This window comes from Pseudactinotalea sp., assembly GCF_048594945.1.
Classification (GTDB): domain Bacteria; phylum Actinomycetota; class Actinomycetes; order Actinomycetales; family Beutenbergiaceae; genus Pseudactinotalea.
Window position 1 is genome coordinate 1 of the sequence record NZ_JBMDXJ010000276.1, and the last position, 15,809, is coordinate 15,809.

General features: G+C 71.3%; 14 protein-coding genes. 8 read left to right on the plus strand and 6 right to left on the minus strand.

What is annotated here, in order from left to right; genetic code table 11:
• The 4 genes from ACOJSN_RS11950 to ACOJSN_RS11965 form a co-directional block, all read right to left on the minus strand.
• Window positions 1-863 (minus strand): FAD-dependent oxidoreductase (locus tag ACOJSN_RS11950; RefSeq protein WP_420112722.1); only part of this gene is annotated, 863 nt, incomplete at its 3' end.
• Between the two features lie 128 nt (window positions 864-991).
• A complete protein-coding gene (locus ACOJSN_RS11955) occupies window positions 992-2,245 on the minus strand; it encodes an RNA polymerase sigma factor (RefSeq protein ID WP_420112723.1) in 1,254 nt (417 codons plus the stop codon).
• Window positions 2,246-2,253: 8 nt separating this feature from the next.
• Window positions 2,254-2,616, minus strand: a complete 363-nt coding sequence (locus ACOJSN_RS11960) for a YciI family protein (protein ID WP_420112724.1) — start codon at window positions 2,614-2,616, stop codon at window positions 2,254-2,256.
• 96 nt (window positions 2,617-2,712) lie between these two features.
• Window positions 2,713-3,609, minus strand: coding sequence for an EamA family transporter (locus tag ACOJSN_RS11965; RefSeq protein WP_420112725.1), 897 nt, complete (start codon window positions 3,607-3,609; stop codon window positions 2,713-2,715).
• 39 nt (window positions 3,610-3,648) lie between these two features.
• On the opposite strand from ACOJSN_RS11965, the gene ACOJSN_RS11970 reads away from it, so the two are divergent.
• Genes ACOJSN_RS11970 through ACOJSN_RS11985 form a run of 4 tightly spaced genes read left to right on the plus strand, consistent with a single transcriptional unit; the run spans window position 3,649 to window position 8,773 of the window.
• Window positions 3,649-4,146, plus strand: a complete 498-nt coding sequence (locus ACOJSN_RS11970; RefSeq protein WP_420112726.1) for a MarR family winged helix-turn-helix transcriptional regulator — start codon at window positions 3,649-3,651, stop codon at window positions 4,144-4,146.
• Between the two features lie 50 nt (window positions 4,147-4,196).
• A complete protein-coding gene (locus ACOJSN_RS11975) occupies window positions 4,197-4,853 on the plus strand; it encodes a Pr6Pr family membrane protein (RefSeq protein WP_420112727.1) in 657 nt (218 codons plus the stop codon).
• A 60-nt stretch (window positions 4,854-4,913) separates the two neighbouring features.
• Window positions 4,914-7,595: a lysylphosphatidylglycerol synthase transmembrane domain-containing protein gene (locus tag ACOJSN_RS11980; RefSeq protein WP_420112728.1), complete on the plus strand. Its 2,682-nt coding sequence runs from the start codon at window positions 4,914-4,916 to the stop codon at window positions 7,593-7,595.
• Window positions 7,596-7,651: 56 nt separating this feature from the next.
• On the plus strand, window positions 7,652-8,773 hold the full coding sequence (locus ACOJSN_RS11985; protein ID WP_420112729.1) for a PP2C family protein-serine/threonine phosphatase: 1,122 nt from the start codon (window positions 7,652-7,654) through the stop codon (window positions 8,771-8,773).
• Here ACOJSN_RS11985 and ACOJSN_RS11990 read toward each other — a convergent pair.
• Window positions 8,763-10,133, minus strand: coding sequence for an LssY C-terminal domain-containing protein (locus tag ACOJSN_RS11990; protein WP_420112730.1), 1,371 nt, complete (start codon window positions 10,131-10,133; stop codon window positions 8,763-8,765). The genes ACOJSN_RS11985 and ACOJSN_RS11990 overlap by 11 nt on opposite strands.
• Window positions 10,134-10,218: 85 nt before the next feature.
• Between ACOJSN_RS11990 and ACOJSN_RS11995 the strand changes: the two genes are divergently transcribed.
• Window positions 10,219-11,301, plus strand: coding sequence for a DNA glycosylase AlkZ-like family protein (locus ACOJSN_RS11995; RefSeq protein WP_420112731.1), 1,083 nt, complete (start codon window positions 10,219-10,221; stop codon window positions 11,299-11,301).
• A 95-nt stretch (window positions 11,302-11,396) separates the two neighbouring features.
• Here ACOJSN_RS11995 and ACOJSN_RS12000 read toward each other — a convergent pair whose 3' ends face one another.
• Window positions 11,397-12,446: an LLM class flavin-dependent oxidoreductase gene (locus ACOJSN_RS12000; RefSeq protein ID WP_420112732.1), complete on the minus strand. Its 1,050-nt coding sequence runs from the start codon at window positions 12,444-12,446 to the stop codon at window positions 11,397-11,399.
• A 62-nt stretch (window positions 12,447-12,508) separates the two neighbouring features.
• Between ACOJSN_RS12000 and ACOJSN_RS12005 the strand changes: the two genes are divergently transcribed.
• The 3 genes from ACOJSN_RS12005 (at window position 12,509) to ACOJSN_RS12015 (ending at window position 15,657) form a co-directional block, all read left to right on the plus strand.
• Complete coding sequence (locus ACOJSN_RS12005) at window positions 12,509-14,488, plus strand: ABC1 kinase family protein (RefSeq protein WP_420112733.1); 1,980 nt, start codon at window positions 12,509-12,511, stop codon at window positions 14,486-14,488.
• Window positions 14,489-14,615: 127 nt separating this feature from the next.
• Window positions 14,616-15,077, plus strand: a complete 462-nt coding sequence (locus tag ACOJSN_RS12010; protein ID WP_420112734.1) for a MarR family winged helix-turn-helix transcriptional regulator — start codon at window positions 14,616-14,618, stop codon at window positions 15,075-15,077.
• Between the two features lie 16 nt (window positions 15,078-15,093).
• Window positions 15,094-15,657: a GNAT family N-acetyltransferase gene (locus ACOJSN_RS12015; protein ID WP_420112735.1), complete on the plus strand. Its 564-nt coding sequence runs from the start codon at window positions 15,094-15,096 to the stop codon at window positions 15,655-15,657.
• The last annotated feature ends 152 nt before the right edge of the window (window positions 15,658-15,809 follow it).

Below are 15,809 nucleotides of genomic sequence, written 5' to 3' on the forward strand. Positions count from 1 at the left end.
TAGCGCTGCATCACACCGCGCTCGGCCGCAGCACGCAGGCTCGGCGTCCGGGCCAGTCCGGTCACGCTGACCACGCTGCGCGGGGGCAGTCCACGCCGCACCCGGTCCTCCACCATGGCGACGGCGGCGCGCCCGGCGGCGGCGTCGAACTCGTCCTCGCGCCAGATCGGCTCCCGCCGCGTGACCCACGTGGTGGTCGCCACGTGCGAGATCTCCTCGAGCAGCTGCACGGCCGAGATGCCGCCGCCCACCACGATCACGTGCTGACCGGCGAACTCCTCGGCGCTCACGTAGTCGGCGGTGTGCAGCTGCCTGCCACGAAACGTGTCCTGACCGGGGTAGATCGGCCAGAACGGCTTGGTCCAGGTGCCGGTCGCGTTGATGATCGCGCGTGTGGACACCACGCCCGCGTCGGTCGCCACCCGCAGCCGCCCACGCGGGTGGTCGTCCTCGCGCTCGACGCGCTGCACGTGCACCGGCCGCAGGATCGGCAGCGCGAAGTCGCGCTCATAGTCCGCGTAGTAGGCGGGCACCACCTCGCGCGACGGCGCGCACGGGTCCACCTCCGGCAGCTCCCGGCCGGGCAGGTCGTGCACCTTGTTCACGGTCGCCATGCGGAGCGTCCGCCAGCGGTGCCGCCAGGCGCCGCCCGGCCCGTCCTCGCCGTCGAGGACCACGAAGGTGCCCGACGGCGAGAACTCGCCCTCCGCTGTCGGGCTCGCCTCCCCCGTGGCGCCCCGAAGGCCGCGCCTGGCCAGGTGGTAGGCCGCGGACAACCCGGCCTGACCGGCGCCGATCACCACCACGTCGGCGACCGTGGGCGCCGCCACCGGCAACGACACGGCCTCCGTCTCGACGCTCACGCCCGCCTCAACGCCGCCACGACGGCGGATCTTCCGGAGCCCCGGGAACGAATCGCACGCTCGATGCGGAGTGAGCGATCACATCCGGCAGCCGGAGCCGTCGAGCGCACGATTCGTTCCAGCCAACCTCAGAGGGAGGCGAGTGTCGCGCGCAGGTACGCGACCTCCGCGTCGTTGCCGCACCGCTCGATCGCGAGCACGAACGCCTCGCGCGCCGCCTCGACCTCTCCCGCCCGCGCGAGCAGCTCGCCGCGAACCGCGGGCAATCGGTGCGAGAGCGGCAGCAGGTCGTCGAGCCCGTCGAGGAGCGCGAGGCCGGCGCGGGGCCCATCGGCCTCGGCGACCGCGACCGCTCGATTGAGCCGCACCACCGGTGAGCCCGTGAGCCGCTCGAGCCGCAGGTAGTCGGCGGCGATCGCGGGCCAGTCGGTGCCGTCGGGGTGGACCGCGGTGGCGTGCCGCGCGGCGATCACCGCCTGCAGCCGCAGCTCCTCGGCACGACCTGACTCCGGCGGCAGGGTCGCGAGCAGCGCCAACCCTTCGGCGATCTCGTCGTGGTGCCAGCGCCCGCGGTCCTGGTCGGCGAGCAGCACCAGTGCACCATCGGGCTCGACCCGCGCATCCCGGCGCGAGTGCTGCAGCACCATCAGCGCGAGCAGCGCCAGCACGACCGGCGCCGGCTCACCGCGCCGCTCCAGCAGTGCGGCCAGCACCCGGGCCAGCCGGATCGCCTCACCCGCGAGGTCGGCGCGCACGACCGCCTCCCCGAAGCCGGGGGCGTAGCCCGCCGTGAAGCACAGGTAGATAGCCTGCGTGGCGACGTCGACCCGCCCGGCCAGCGCATCGCCGTCAGGCATGACGAACGGGACCCCCGCCGTCGCGATCTTCTTCTTGGCCCGGGTGATCCGGGCGGCCATGGTCGGCTCGGCCACCAGGAAGAGCCGCGCGATCTCCGCCGTCGGCACTCCCAGCACGAGACGCAGTGCGAGCGCGGCCTGCGACTCGGGAGCGAGCGCCGGGTGGCAGGCGAGGAACAAGAGCTTGAGCTCGTCGTCGCCCACATCGTCCACCTCCACCTCTTCTTCCGATTCACGTTCCTCCTGCCGCAGGTGGTCGACCACGAGGAGCGGCAGCTTGCGGCGTGCGGTCTCGGTCCCGCGCAACCGGTCCAGCGCCCGGCGGCGTGCCGCGGTGAGCAGCCACGCCGCCGGGTTGGCGGGTACGCCGTCGGCAGGCCAGGTGCGCGTGGCAGCCTCGAACGCGTCGGCGAGTGCGTCCTCGGCCAGATCCACGTCGCGGAACCTGCCCACGAGAAGCCCCAGCAGCCGGCCCCAGTCCTGTCGCCATGCCTGCTCGACGGCGTCAGCCGCCTCGACCTTCACGCCCGGGGTCAGCCCTCGACGGTGGTGTCGACCGGCCGGATCTCGAGCACATAGGGGGTCAGCAGCGAGAACAGCTCGACCGCGACGTCGAGGTCTGGCGCCTGGAGGATGTAGATCCCTCCGATCGCCTCGGTCGCCTCGCTGAAGGGACCGTCGGTCAGCGCGACCTCGCCGCCGCGCTGTCGGATCACGGTGGCGCTGTCACCTCCGGTGAGCGCCTCGCCGGCGATGATCTCGCAGCCTTCGCGCGCGGCCACGGCGGCGTCGAAGGCGCCGTGCGCGACCATCTCGGCCTGCTGCTCCTCCTCCGACGCTGTGTCCCACGAGTAGTCGGGGTCGTTGTAGTCGACCAGCATTGCCACGTACTTCATCTCGGGTCTCCCTCGGTTGTCATCCATGATGGCGGCCCGGCGCCGGTCGGCGTCGGTCAACGCGATGACGATCGGGAGATCCCGTTCTCGACAGCCTCAGGCCGCGGTCGAGACCTCAGGTGTGCCACGGCGGCGCAAGCGTGCGGCGATGGCCGGCTGCCCGAGCAGCACGCTGCCGAGCACCAGCCCGGCGCCGAGCGCCTGCGAGAGGCCGAAGGTCTCGTGCATGACGATCACGCCGAGCACGGTGGCGACCACGGGGTTGAGCAACCCGATCAGTGACACGGCCGCAGCAGGCAGGTGCTTCAGACCGGTGAACCAGCACACGTAGGCCGCTCCGGTCCCGATCACTGCGAGCCAGAGGTAGCCGAGCGCGCCACCGAGATCGATCGCCGGCGGAGCGCCCTCGAGGACGAGCGCGATCGGCACCAGCACGATCCCGCCCATCACGAGCTGCCATGAGGTCATCGTGATCATGTCGGTCGGGGCGGGCCACCGCTTCAGCAGCACGAACCCGAGCGCCGAGATCAGCATCGACCCGAGCGCTGCGGCCACCCCGAGCGCCGGCAGCGTCGTCGGCGCCTGGAACACCAGCAGCGCCACCCCGATCAGCCCGACCAGGGCGGCGCCGACGCGCAGCACCGTCGGCCGCTCGCGCAGCAGCGGCCACGCGATCGCCATGACCACCAGCGGCGACGCCGCCTGCAGGGTCGAGGCGAGTCCGCCGGGCAGCAGGTAGGCGCCGAGGAACAACAGCGGGAAGAACAGCCCGATCGTGCACAGCGACATGATCAGCGTGCGCCACCACCAGGGCCCCTGCGGCAGCTGGCGCCGCCAGGCGAGCATCACGAGCCCGATCGGCAGCGCGCGCATCACCGCCGAGAACAGCGGCCGGTCGGGCGGCAGCAACGCGCCGGTGACCACATAGGTGGTCCCCCAGGCCGCGGCAGCGAACGCAGCCAGCAGGCCCGCCCTGATCGATTTACCTTCCACGGAAGAGACTATATCTTCCGTGGAAGATATAGTCCAGTCATGAACGCACCGCGCGACCACGTCGACCAGATCCTCGAGCAGTGGCGCGCCGAGCGGCCCGACCTCGACCCGTCGCCGATCGGCGTCATCGGCCGGATCAGCCGCGCGTCCCGTGCGATCGACGTCCAGCTCAAGGAGCTGTACGCCCGTTACGACCTCGGCGAGGGGGACTTCGACCTGCTCGTGACGATCCGTCGCAGTGGACAGCCGTACCGCCTCACCCCCACCCAGCTCGGCGACCAGATGATGGTCACCAGCGGCGCCGTCACCAAGCGGGTGGACCGCCTCGCCGAGCGGGGCCTGGTTCGCCGCGGGGCGCCCGACGGCGATCGCCGGTCTCTGCCCGTCGAGCTCACCGAGCAGGGGATCGCCTTGACCCAGGAGGTGATGACGGCGCATGTCGCCAACGAGGACCGCATCCTCGCCGCGCTCTCACCGAGGGAGCGCGACCAGCTCGGACAGGTACTTCGCACGCTGCTGGTCTCGTTCGACCGCTGACCCGCGCGCCGAGCCCGCGCCCCACCGAGGCGGGAGTAGCCTGACGCTTCATGAATCGCGCGCGCGCCTGGCACGTCCTGACACTCGTGGTCGCCGTCGCCGCGCTGGTGCTGCAGACCGTGCTCGTCTTCCAGGGTGGGCGCCTCCTCGACGATGCCGAGATCCTGCCGCTGGGCGAGCGACTGCTCCGACTGGTCAGCTACTTCACGATCCAGTCGAACATCGCCGTCGCCATCGTGGCCGCCGTGCTCGTCGCAAACCCGGCCGCAGACGGCCGCGGGTTCCGGGTCCTGCGCCTGGACGCGCTCATCGGGATCACGGTGACCGGGCTCGTGGCCTGGTTCCTCCTGCGTCCGCTGATGAACCTCACCGGCGTGGACGCCGTCACCGACACCCTGCTGCACATCGTGGTGCCGTTGCTCGCCTTCTTCGGTTGGCTGTTCTTCGGTCCACGCCCGCGGATCGGGATGTCCACGATCGGGCTTGCGCTGATCTGGCCCGTGCTGTGGCTGGGCTACACGCTCGTGATGGGCGAGATCCACGGGTGGTACCCGTACCCGTTCATCGACGTGTCCGAGCTCGGCTACCCGCGCACGCTGCTCAACGCCGCCGGGGTGACCGTGCTGTTCCTCGCGCTGTTCGCGCTGGCCGCACTGGTGGACCGGAAGCTCCCGGCGACCCCGAAGGGCGAACCGCCGCGCAGTTGAGCGGCCACACTCCGCAGCCGCGCCGCACGACCTGGGCCGCCGCGACCTACTATCGAGCCTATGTCCGCTCCGGATCCCGCACCCGCTGCAGCGGTACCGCCGCAGCCGCAGGCGGTCCGGGTGGTCGACCTCCCGGTGCTACGCGTCCGGCGGCCCGTCGACCTCGTGCTGATGCTCGCCTCGGTGGTGGGAATCGCGGCGGTGCTCGTGCTCGGGATCTACGCCAGCCGCACCACCACGGGCGTGATCGACGACATCGAGGCCTCACCGCTGCAGACGATCATCGACGTGGTCAGCAGCATCCTGCTGCTCCCGGTCAACGTCATCGAGGGCTGGCTGACGCTGATCCTGCCGATCGTCGTGATCGCCGAACGGCTGATCCGGCGCAACCCTCGCGCCGTGCTCGAGGCCCTCGGCGCGGCCGTGATCGCCGCGATCATCGCCGTGGTGGTCTCGTGGCTGATCCTCGATCACGCACCCGAGGTGCTGATCGAGGAGCTGCAGGTCTGGCAGGTCGCACTCGACGGCTCCGGCCAATGGGTCATGACGATCACACCCACGGTCGCGGCCCTCTCGGCGCTGCTCACCGCCACCGGGACACGTGACCGCAGCCGCATCATCACGATCTCCTGGAACCTGCTGTGGATCGTGCTCGTGGTCTCCGTCATCACCAGCACCTCCACGATCGTCGGAGCGCTCGTCTCGGTACTGATCGGGCGCGCCGTGGGGCTGGGTGTGCGCTACCTGTTCGGCGTGCTGTCCGAGCGCGTGCACGGCCAGGCCCTGGTCGCCGCGATCCGCCGCTCCGGCGTGGACCCCGTGAGCGTGATCCGCATGGGTGGCACGTCCGCCGTCGAGCACATGCGGGTGGAGACGATCGAGACCGCCGCACCGCTCGGCTACACCACGGCCGACACCAGGGCCGAGCCACGGGAACCGGACGTCGCCACCGCACCGATCCCCCAGGTGCGGCCGGACCCGGCACCACCCTCGACCGAGCCGATGACCGACACCGCCTTCCGCGGCATCGCGGCCGTGCTGCCGGAGTCGGCGACCGTGACGATCGAGCGCGAAGGTTTCAACCGCGTCTACGCGATCCTCGACCACACGGGCAGCCGCTGGGACGCTGTGGTCCTCGACCGCGACCGACAGGTGATCGGCCTGCTGGCGTGGCTGTGGTCGGCGATCCGGCTCCGTGGCATCGGCCGCCGCAACGCGGTCTCGCTGCGGCAGGCTGCCGATCGGGCGGTGCTGATGGCCTACGCGGCCTCAGCCGCAGGCGTCAACAGCCCCGATCTGCGCGGCATCGCCCGCTCGGACGAGTCGATCGTGCTGGTCGGCGAGCACGTGGAGGACGCTCAGAACCTCTCCGACTTCACGGTCGACCGCATCACCGACGACGTCATGGACAACGCGTGGCAGCAGCTCGGCCGCGCCCACGCCGCCGGCCTCTCGCACCGCAACCTCTCTGCCGAGACCGTGCTCCTCGTGGGCGACGGCCCCGATGAGGGCACCGTGTACATCAGCGGCTGGGAGCAGGGCGACATCGCGTCCTCGACCTTGTCCCGACGGATCGACGAGATCCAGATGCTCATGCTGCTCGCGGTCAGGGTCGGCGCCGACCGTGCGTGCGAGGCGGCAGCACGGGCGCTGGGGCGCGACCACCTCGCCGCTCTGGCGCCGCTGCTGCAGGGGGTCGCCCTGCCACCCGAGACGCAGGCGGAGACACGTCAGGACAAGACGGCGCTGCGCGAGGTGCGCAACAAGCTCGTCACCTACCTGCCGGAGTCGGAGTCCGCGGTGCAGCCGATGCAGCTCACCCGGTTCCGGCCGCGCACGATCGTCACGATCGTGGTCGCGGTCGTGGCTGGGTGGGTGCTGTTCACGGCGGTCAACTTCCGCGAGATCCTCACCTACGCGGCCAACGCCAACCCGCTCTGGATGATCGCGGCGTTCGGGCTCGGCCTGACCACCTACCTGGGGTCGGCGATGGGTCTGGTGGCGTTCTCCCCCGAGAAACTCGGGTTGTGGCGCACCACGCTGGTGCAGGTGGCCGCCTCGGTCATCGGCATCGTCGCCCCCGCCGGGGTCGGTCCGGCCGCACTCAACCTGCGCTTCATGACGAAGCGGGGCGTGGACACGCCGATGGCCGTGGCGACCGTGGCGCTGCTGCAGGTGTCCCAGTTCGTGACCACCGTGCTGATGCTCATCGCCATCGCGCTGCTCACCGGCAGCCAGGGGGCGCTCGCGTCGCTGCCGTCGGGAACGATCGTCATCATCCTGGCGATCGCACTGGCGATCATCGGCGTCCTGTTCGCGATCCCGAAGTTGCGCCGGTGGCTGATCGCCAAGATCCTCCCCACGCTGCGGCAGGTGCTGCCCCGGCTGATCTGGGTGCTGGGGCAGCCGAGCCGGCTGCTCATGGGCATCGGCGGGAATGTCATCATGACCGCCGGCTACCTCGCGGCGTTCGCCGCCACGCTCGCCGCGTTCGGGCAGAGTCTGCCGCTGACCACGCTCGCCGTCATCTATCTCACGGGTACAGCCATTGGTTCGGCAGTGCCCACACCAGGCGGTATGGGCGGCGTCGAGACTGCGCTGACCACGGGTCTGCGCACCGCTGGGATCGCCACCGCGGCCGCACTCCCGACCGTGCTGATCTTCCGCGTGCTCACCCTCTACATCCGAGTCCCCATCGGATGGGTAGCGCTGCGACACCTGCAGAAGCAGAACGCGGTCTGAGACGCACTATCGTGAGGACGTCCACCGGGCCGGGTGACGATGGTGAAAGGCGTGACATGGAGGTGACCTTCCGCTTCGCTGTCCGCTCCGACCTCGGCACCGTGCGCACGAACAACGAGGATTCCGCCCTCGCCAGTCCGCACCTGCTCGTGCTCGCCGACGGCATGGGCGGCCACGCCGCCGGCGAGGTCGCCTCGACCGTGGCCACGCGCGTCTTCGCGCGTCTCGCCGATGACATGCCCGACGGCGCTGCCACCGAGGTCTCGGATGTCGCCGCTCGTATCACGCAGGCAGGTCGGGCGACCCGCTCCGCACTGCAGCAGATGTCCGACGCCGACCCGATGCTGGAGTCGATGGGCACCACGCTGCTCACCGTGGTCAGCCACAGCGGCCAGATCACCGTGGGACACATCGGCGACTCGCGGGTGTACGCGCTGCGCGGCGCCTCCCTGTATCAGGTCACCACCGACCACACCCACGTGCAGCGGCTCGTGGACACCGGCCAGCTCACACCGGAGAAGGCCCGCACCCACCCGTACCGGGCGATGCTGCTGCGCTCGCTCGACGACCAGCCCGGTGGCCCCGACCTCGACGTGATCGCGCTGGAGATCGAGCCCGGCGACCGGCTGCTGCTGTGCAGCGACGGGCTGTCGGACTACCTCGCGCCCGAGGAGATCGGGCAGGTGCTCGCCCACCCGGATCGCGACGAGGCTGCCGAGCTGCTCATCGACGCCGCGTTGCGCGTCGGCACCCGGGACAACGTGACGGTCGTCGTGGCCGACGTGGTCGAGGAAACCGACGCCGACGAGCGAGCGACCGAACTGGCGGGCGCGGTCGTGGATGGGCTCGACCTGTCGGAGACCGCGAGCGCTGCGCTCCGCGAGACCCTCCCGGCGCTCGCCCCGCTGATCGTGCGCGAGGCCGCGCAGCCCGTGACCGAACCCGACGAGCCCGAGACGGATCCCGAGCCGAACCCGCCCGAGCCTGAGCCTGAGACCGAGGCGAGCGAACCCGAGGACGAGTCCCCCGCCGTCGAGCAGGAGATCGAACCGAAGCCGAGGAAGCCGCGGACGGAACCCACCGCCGAGGTGGGCCCTCAGCGTGATTCGCTGTTCCCGGCGGCGCTGGCCTCGGCGCTGATCGTGCTGGTGGGGCTGGCGATCTGGCTCATCCTCTGACTTCGCCGGCCGTGTCGCGCTCGGGCTCGCCCGGGCGACTGCCCACGTAGACGCGGGCGGTGTCGCTGGAGAGAGCGAGGATCGCGAGGATCTCCAGCGCGGTCCCGAACAGGCTGATCACGGTCGCGCCACGCTCCACGCCGAACCACCACAGCGACGCCCACACCAGCACCCCGGCGGTGCTGAGCAGGAGCGCGGTCGTGCGGGCCCACCGGTGGCCGCGATAGACGAGCACGCCGAGGATCCCGAACAGCACGAAGTAGACGACCAGCAGCACCCGGGTGGTCACCACCAGAGCGTCGAGCGGGATGCCGTCGGCGAGCCAGGTCTGCACGAACGGAAGCTCCAGCAGGCCTCCGCCGTGGTCCGGAACGGTCCACGCGAAGCTCAGCACACCCACGAGACCACGCAGCATCACGAGACCGACCGCGAAGGCCACGGTCAGCGGAACCGGGCGGCGGTAGGCGGCCTCCTCGTGGTCGAGGTCGATCTGATCGCGCACCTCGCTGGACGGCTCGGGCAGCGCGCGGACGTCGATGACCGGGAGGTCGCCGTCGGTCCGGATCCGATCGCCGCCGCCGTTGCGGTGGTGGTAGCCGGAGGAGAAGTGGCGCAGGCGCTCCACGGCGATCCCGGTGTTGCCGGCCTCCGGTGCCGTGAGGGTGTCGACGATGTGGTCACGCTCCACGTCGGTGTCGGCATCGATGCGGTGGGTGACCTGGCCGGTGAACAGGGACAAGCCGACCGCGCGATCGAACGTGCCCGCGGCGAGCCACTCCACCCGGCGGCCGCCGGGGAGCAACCAGCCGTCCGGCGTGGGCCAGAAGCGCACGTGGTGACGCTTGGCCGGGTTTCCCTCGACCTCCTGCTGATACGTGAAGGCCTGGCGCCGGCCGAACAGGTAGAGCTGGCTGACCGGCGCCTCCGGGTAGGAGCGGCGCCCGAGCGTGGCTCGCACGGTCTTCCAGCCGGTGAAGAGGTTGAGCTCGTCGGCACGGTGCCATCCGGCGCGGAGCATCGCCGCATGGATCTGGTCCTCGTCACCGAGGATCGCGAGGTTCACCGGGTCACCGAGCACCCCCTCGCGGGTGCGCGTGCGGCCGATGAAGTAGTCGGGCAGGTAGATCCGCGACAGCAGCGAGTGGATCCGCGGCAGGATCAGATAGGTCACCAGCAGCCAGAACGGCACGAACGCCCACAGGTGGGTCCAGCCCGCGGTGGCCAGCTGGTAGATGAGCAGGAAGGCGAGCCACCCGGCCGCCAGCGTGGCGAAGCCCGTGAACACGCGGTCGATCAGGCGCACCGGCACGTGCAGGTTCTCGACCGCCGCCTGTGCGCGCTCGGTCAACGATCGGGCCATGCGGAAACGGTAACCGGACGAGCACGATGCGGCATCCCGGATTCCCCGCTCCCGTGCTCGGGCTATCCCCCGTAGCCTGAGGCTCGTGAAGGCGCACGTGCTGTCGATGCTCCAGGCGTGCGCCATCGCGGTTCGCGCGCAGTGGCTCGGGGCGGATCGGCCCCCGGATCTGGTCTCGTTCGTGCGGCGGGCCACGCTGCTGCAGCTCGACCCGACCAGCGCGATCGCCCCGAGTGCCGACCTGGTGCTCTGGAGCAGGCTCGGCGCCGGATACACGCCCGAGGACCTTCGCGGCGCGCTCGAGCGACGCGAGCTGATCGAGCTCGACGCTCTGCTGCGGCCGGCCGAGGACATCGCGCTCTACACCGCCGGGATGGCTGACTGGTCGGCCCGCCACGCGGGCACCGGGATCGGCCAGTGGGCAGAGGCGAACGAGGCGTTCGCGGCGGACGTGCTCGCGCGGCTGCGCACCGATGGCCCGCTCCCCTCGCGCGATCTCCCCGACACCTGCGTGGTGCCGTGGCGCTCGACCGGGTGGACGAACAACCGCAACGTCACCCAGATCCTCGAGGTGCTGGTGGCGCAAGGTCTGGTCGCAGTCGCGGGCCGCGCCGGCAAGGAGCGGCTGTGGGATCTCGCCGAGCGCGTCTACCCGGCGGTTCCGCCGGTGCCGCTGCCCGAGGCTGCTCGACGGCGGGACGAGCGTCGGCTGCAGTCGCTCGGCCTCGCGCGGGCGAAGGCCGCCAAGCAGCCGATGGAGCCGGTGCACGTGGGCGAGGCCGGCGAGCCTGCTGAGGTCGAGGGCGTCCCGGGTACCTGGCGCGTGGATCCGGCGCAGCTGGGGCAGGAGCTGGAGCCACGGGTGGCACTGCTGTCTCCGTTCGACCGCCTGCTGCACGACCGCAAGCGACTTCAGGAGCTCTTCGGCTTCGAGTACGTGCTCGAGATGTACAAGCCGGCGGCGTCACGCCGCTGGGGCTATTACGCCCTGCCGGTGCTCGCGGGCGATCGGCTCGTGGGCAAGCTCGACGCCACTGCCGACCGCAAGGCCGGCACCCTCGCGATCAACGCGCTCCACTGGGACGGTGAGCCGACCCGGAAGGTGCGCTCCGCCGTCGAGGACGAGATCGACGCACTCGCCGCCTGGCTCGCGCTGGAGCGTCGCTGACGCCCACCCACCCCCCCCCCGCGCGGAAAGCGCTTCCCGGTGGATCGCAGTCGCACGGCGGCAGTCAATCGCCCCGGAGGGGACCGGCGTGCCCGTCAGCGTGGCCAGGCCGCCGCGACCGACTCGAAGCTCGCGATGCGGGCCGCGCGGTCGAGGCCGGGCGTGACGATGACGACCTCATCGGCCTGGCTCTCCTGCCGGAGCTGCTGCAGGCGCTCCACGACCACCCCGGCGGGACCTGTCGCCATCCGGTCGGCATCGCGCGGAGCGTCGCGGAACTCGGCGGATGCGGCGAACTCGTCCACGGCCTCGGGTCGGATCGGCTCGCGGATGTTGCGGCGCAGGTTGAGCATCGTGAGCGCCCAGCCGGCCTCGAAGCGGGTGACCTCGTCGGGGTCGTCGCTCGCGAACGCCAGGACCGAGATCGCCGACCATGGCTCCTGCTCCACGCCCGGCGTGAAGTCGGCGCGGTAGCGGCGCAGCACCGAGGTGGCGATCTCCGGACTCATGTGGTGTGCGAACACGGCACGCATGCCGTTGACCGAGGCGAACTGGGGGCCGTACTGGCTGGAGCCGAGCATGAACACGTCGGGCCGGTCCGGCACCACCGGCGCAGCGAGCAGCTGCCCGTAGGGGTGCCCCTCGGGGAAGCCGTCCCCGAGGAACCCGAGCAGCTCGGCGACCTGGCCAGGGAAGTCGGCGGCCGGGTCGGTCTGGGTGCCTCGGCGGAGCACGTGCGCGGTCAGCGGGTCGGTGCCCGGCGCCCGACCGAGGCCGAGGTCCACCCGGCCCGGCGCGATCGCGAGCAGCGTGCGGAACGTCTCCGCGACCTTGAAGGCTGCGTGGTTCGGCAGCATGATCCCGGCGGCACCCACGCGGATGCTGCTGGTGAGGGTGAGCAGGTGGGAGATGAGGATCTCGGGCGCGCTGCACGCAAGCGAGCTCATGTTGTGGTGCTCGGACATCCAGTAGCGGCCGAACCCGGCGGCCTCGACGGCGCGGGCCACCTCGACCGCGCCGGCGATCGAGTCCGCAGCGCTCTCGCCGTACTCGATGCCGACGAAGTCGAGCACTGCCAGCGGCAGGGTGGATGGGGCATCGGGCGCGGGGGTCGTCTCGGTCACACTGACCCCAACCACACGCACCCCGAACTCCTTCCCACCCGTGCGCTTCCGGCGCTGCGGCAGTCCTGACAGACTCAGGCGCGATGGATGCCCTCGATGCCTTGATCACAGTCGGCGCCTCGCTGATCAACGCGGTCCTGTTCGCGCTCCTGGTGCGGCGGGTGCTCGGCGTGCCGGTGAGCCTGGTCCGGGCCACGCTCGCGGCACTGCTCGCCACACTGATCGCCCGGCCGATGCTCGACGTGCTCATCGGCGAGCCCGCGGCGATCGACACCGGCACCGCGCCCTCGGTCGGCCTGCTGCTGTACCTGAGCCTGCTTGCGGTGTTCGCGGTGGTGCTCGCGATGCTGCTGCTGGTGATCGCCGAGATGATCGTCCCCGACGGGACCATGCCGGGCCCGGTCGAGCTCTGGCGCGGCTGGCGGTCGCGGCTGTCGCGGGGGCGGCGCTACACCCAGATCGTCGGGATCGTCACCAAGCACGGACTCAGCAGGTTCCTGCGCGGCCGCCGCCCAGCTGGGGCGTCGAGCTCGGCCGAGCGGCGCGACCTCGCCCGCGCGCTGCGACGCACGCTCGAGGATGGTGGTGTCACGTTCGTCAAGCTCGGGCAGCAGCTCTCCACACGCCGCGACCTGCTGCCGCCGGAGTTCATCGACGAGCTCTCGCTGCTGCAGGACTCGGCGCAGCCGCTCACGTGGGACCAGGTGCAGGCCACGATCGCGCAGGAGTGGGGTCGGCAGCCGGAGCAGGTGCTGGCCTCGATCGACCGCGACCCGCTCGGCTCGGCGTCGATCGCGCAGGTGCACGCGGCCACCCTCCACGACGGCTCGGCCGTGGTCCTCAAGGTTCAGCGCCCCGGCATCGCCGACCAGGTGGACCGCGACCTCGACATCGTCAAGCGGCTCGCCGGCACGCTCACGGCGCGTACGGAGTGGGCCGGCCGCCTCGGGCTACGTTCACTCGCCGACGGGTTCGCCGACGCCCTCCGCGAGGAGCTCGACTTCACCGTGGAGCAGAGCAGCACCGCCCTGGTCGCCGCCGAGCTCGCAGACACCCGCGGCATCCGCGTCGCCCGCACCTACCCGGACCTCTCGACTCCGCGTGTGTTCGTGATGGAACGCCTGCACGGTGTCCCGCTGGGGTCGGCGGAGCCGCTGCTCGCCTCGCTCGGCGCGCACCGTCGCGGCGAGCTCGCGGACACCCTCCTCGACGTGGTGATGGGGCAGGTGCTGCGCACCGGCGTGTTCCACGTGGACCTCCACCCGGGCAACGTGCTGGTGGACGACGACGGCACGCTGGGACTCCTCGACCTCGGCTCGGTCGGCCGGCTGGGTGAGGCAACCCGGGAAGGGCTCGCGCGGCTGTTCGGTGCGATCGGCACCGGAAGCTCGCGGGCGGCCGCGGACGCTCTGCTCGACGTGGTCGACCGCCCCGACGACGTCGATGAGCGTGCTCTCGAGCAGGATGTCGCCGAGGTCATTCTCCGGTTCGGCTCGGGCGGTCCGGGCGCGGGTGCGGCGGCGTTCACGGCACTGTTCTCGCTCGTCTCCGAGCACGGTCTCGGGATCCCGCCCGCGGTCGCTGCGACGTTCCGGGCGGTCGCCACGCTCGAGGGCACGCTGCTGACTGCGGACCCCGGCTACGACCTCGCGGAGCGGGTCCGCACCATCGGTCGCGACCAGCTCGGCCAGGCCACGTCGCCGGCCCGGCTGCGGGAGACCTTCGAGAAGGAGGCGGTCACGCTGCTGCCGGTGCTGCGCAGGCTGCCGCGCCGGCTGGACCGCCTCACCGACGCCGTGGAGCACGGCCGACTCTCGTTCGGAGTGCGCCTGCTGGCGGACCGCCGCGACCGCGACCTCATCACCAGGCTCTGGCACCAGGGCATCATGACCGTGCTCGCCGCGACCGCCGGAATCATGGCGAGCGTGCTCTTCAGCGTGGGCCCGGGACCCCTCGTGGCTCCCGGCATCGGCCTGTTCTGGGTGCTCGGCACCACGCTGCTGTGCATCGCGGTGATCCTCGCGCTGCGCGTCCTCATGGCGGTGCTCCGACGGACGGAGTGAGATGGGTAGTTCTGCCCTCACCCTCTGATTTCACCCCAATCATCCCTCCGCTCGGCTCCGAACTCCGCTCGTGGATGCTTACTGTGTGCCGAGTTTCGGGGAACGAGGCATGAACAGGAGGGGTGCTATGGCCACACGATGGCTCACACCCGAGGAACGTCAAGCATGGCTCGCGCTGACAGGGATGCTCACCAAGCTGCCCACGGCGCTGGATGCTGGCATGGCGAAGCACGCAGGGTTGACATACTTCGAGTACATGGTGCTCGCGATGCTCGCCGAGGAATCCGGCGGGACGCTGCGGATGAGCACCCTCGCCGAGCGCACGCACGGATCGCTCTCCCGGCTGTCGCACGTGGTCCGGCGGCTGGAGAAGCAGGGGCTCGTCCAGCGGGTGGGTGCCCTGGAGGACCGTCGCGCGACCAACGCGATCCTCAGCCCCGAAGGGCGGCAGCGGGTGGAGATGGCGGCACCTGCTCACGTCGCCTACGTCCGCGACATCGTGATCGACGGCATCTCCGAGGACGACCTGCGCACGGTGATCCGCGTGGGCGAGGGGATCCTCGAGCGGCTGGATGGGGCACCGAGCTGACGTAGCATCCTCACTCGTGCGGATCGAGGGTGCGGCAGTCTCGCTGCGTGACTGGGAGTCAGGCGACGCCGCTCGCCTCACCGACCTCCTCGTCCCGGAGCGCCCGTGGCACGAGACGAACGGTCCGTACTTCGGGCGCCCGACGGCGCAGGACCTGGCGGGTCTGCGTCGTCGCCTTCTCGAGCTGGCCGAGTCGCCGGCCCTGCCCGAGCCTCGCACCTCGCTCGGCGTGGTGCGGCGGTCGGACGATCTCCTCGTCGGCACTGTCACCTGGTACTGGGAGAGCGAGGAGACCGACTGGCGCCGGCTCGGCATCGTGCTGTGGGACGAGTCCGTCTGGGGCCAGGGTCTCGGCCGAGAAGCCCTCACCCTCTGGACGGACTACCTGTTCGCCGCCACCGACGCGCTCCGCCTCGACCTCGCGACCTACTCGGGGAACCCCGGCATGGTCGCGCTCGCGAAGCGAGCGGGGTTCGTCGAGGAGGCGCGCATGCGCCGAGCCCGCCGTTGGGCGGGAGGCGTTCACGACGCCGTCGTGCTCGGAGTTCTGCGCGAGGAGTGGGAGGCCGGGCGCCGGTGAGTCCAGTCCCACCCCCGGCCGGGCCCGGTGATACCAGTCCCACCCCGGCCCGCCTCGTGGGACCGCACTCACCGGCGTCAGCGGGGCGGGCGGCGCCCGGTAGCGCTGATTACCAGTCGTGGACGGTGCCGTCGGCGAGCCGGTTGAAGGGC

Bases quoted from the DNA above. Each gene is read 5' to 3' on its own strand.
- ACOJSN_RS11985 (WP_420112729.1), top strand. From the start codon at position 7,652: ATGGAGGTGACCTTCCGCTTCGCTGTCCGCTCCGACCTCGGCACCGTG.
- ACOJSN_RS11990 (WP_420112730.1), bottom strand. From the start codon at position 10,133: ATGGCCCGATCGTTGACCGAGCGCGCACAGGCGGCGGTCGAGAACCTG.
- ACOJSN_RS11975 (WP_420112727.1), top strand. From the start codon at position 4,197: ATGAATCGCGCGCGCGCCTGGCACGTCCTGACACTCGTGGTCGCCGTC.
- ACOJSN_RS11970 (WP_420112726.1), top strand. From the start codon at position 3,649: ATGAACGCACCGCGCGACCACGTCGACCAGATCCTCGAGCAGTGGCGC.
- ACOJSN_RS11960 (WP_420112724.1), bottom strand. From the start codon at position 2,616: ATGAAGTACGTGGCAATGCTGGTCGACTACAACGACCCCGACTACTCG.
- ACOJSN_RS12010 (WP_420112734.1), top strand. From the start codon at position 14,616: ATGGCCACACGATGGCTCACACCCGAGGAACGTCAAGCATGGCTCGCG.
- ACOJSN_RS11980 (WP_420112728.1), top strand. From the start codon at position 4,914: ATGTCCGCTCCGGATCCCGCACCCGCTGCAGCGGTACCGCCGCAGCCG.
- ACOJSN_RS12005 (WP_420112733.1), top strand. From the start codon at position 12,509: ATGGATGCCCTCGATGCCTTGATCACAGTCGGCGCCTCGCTGATCAAC.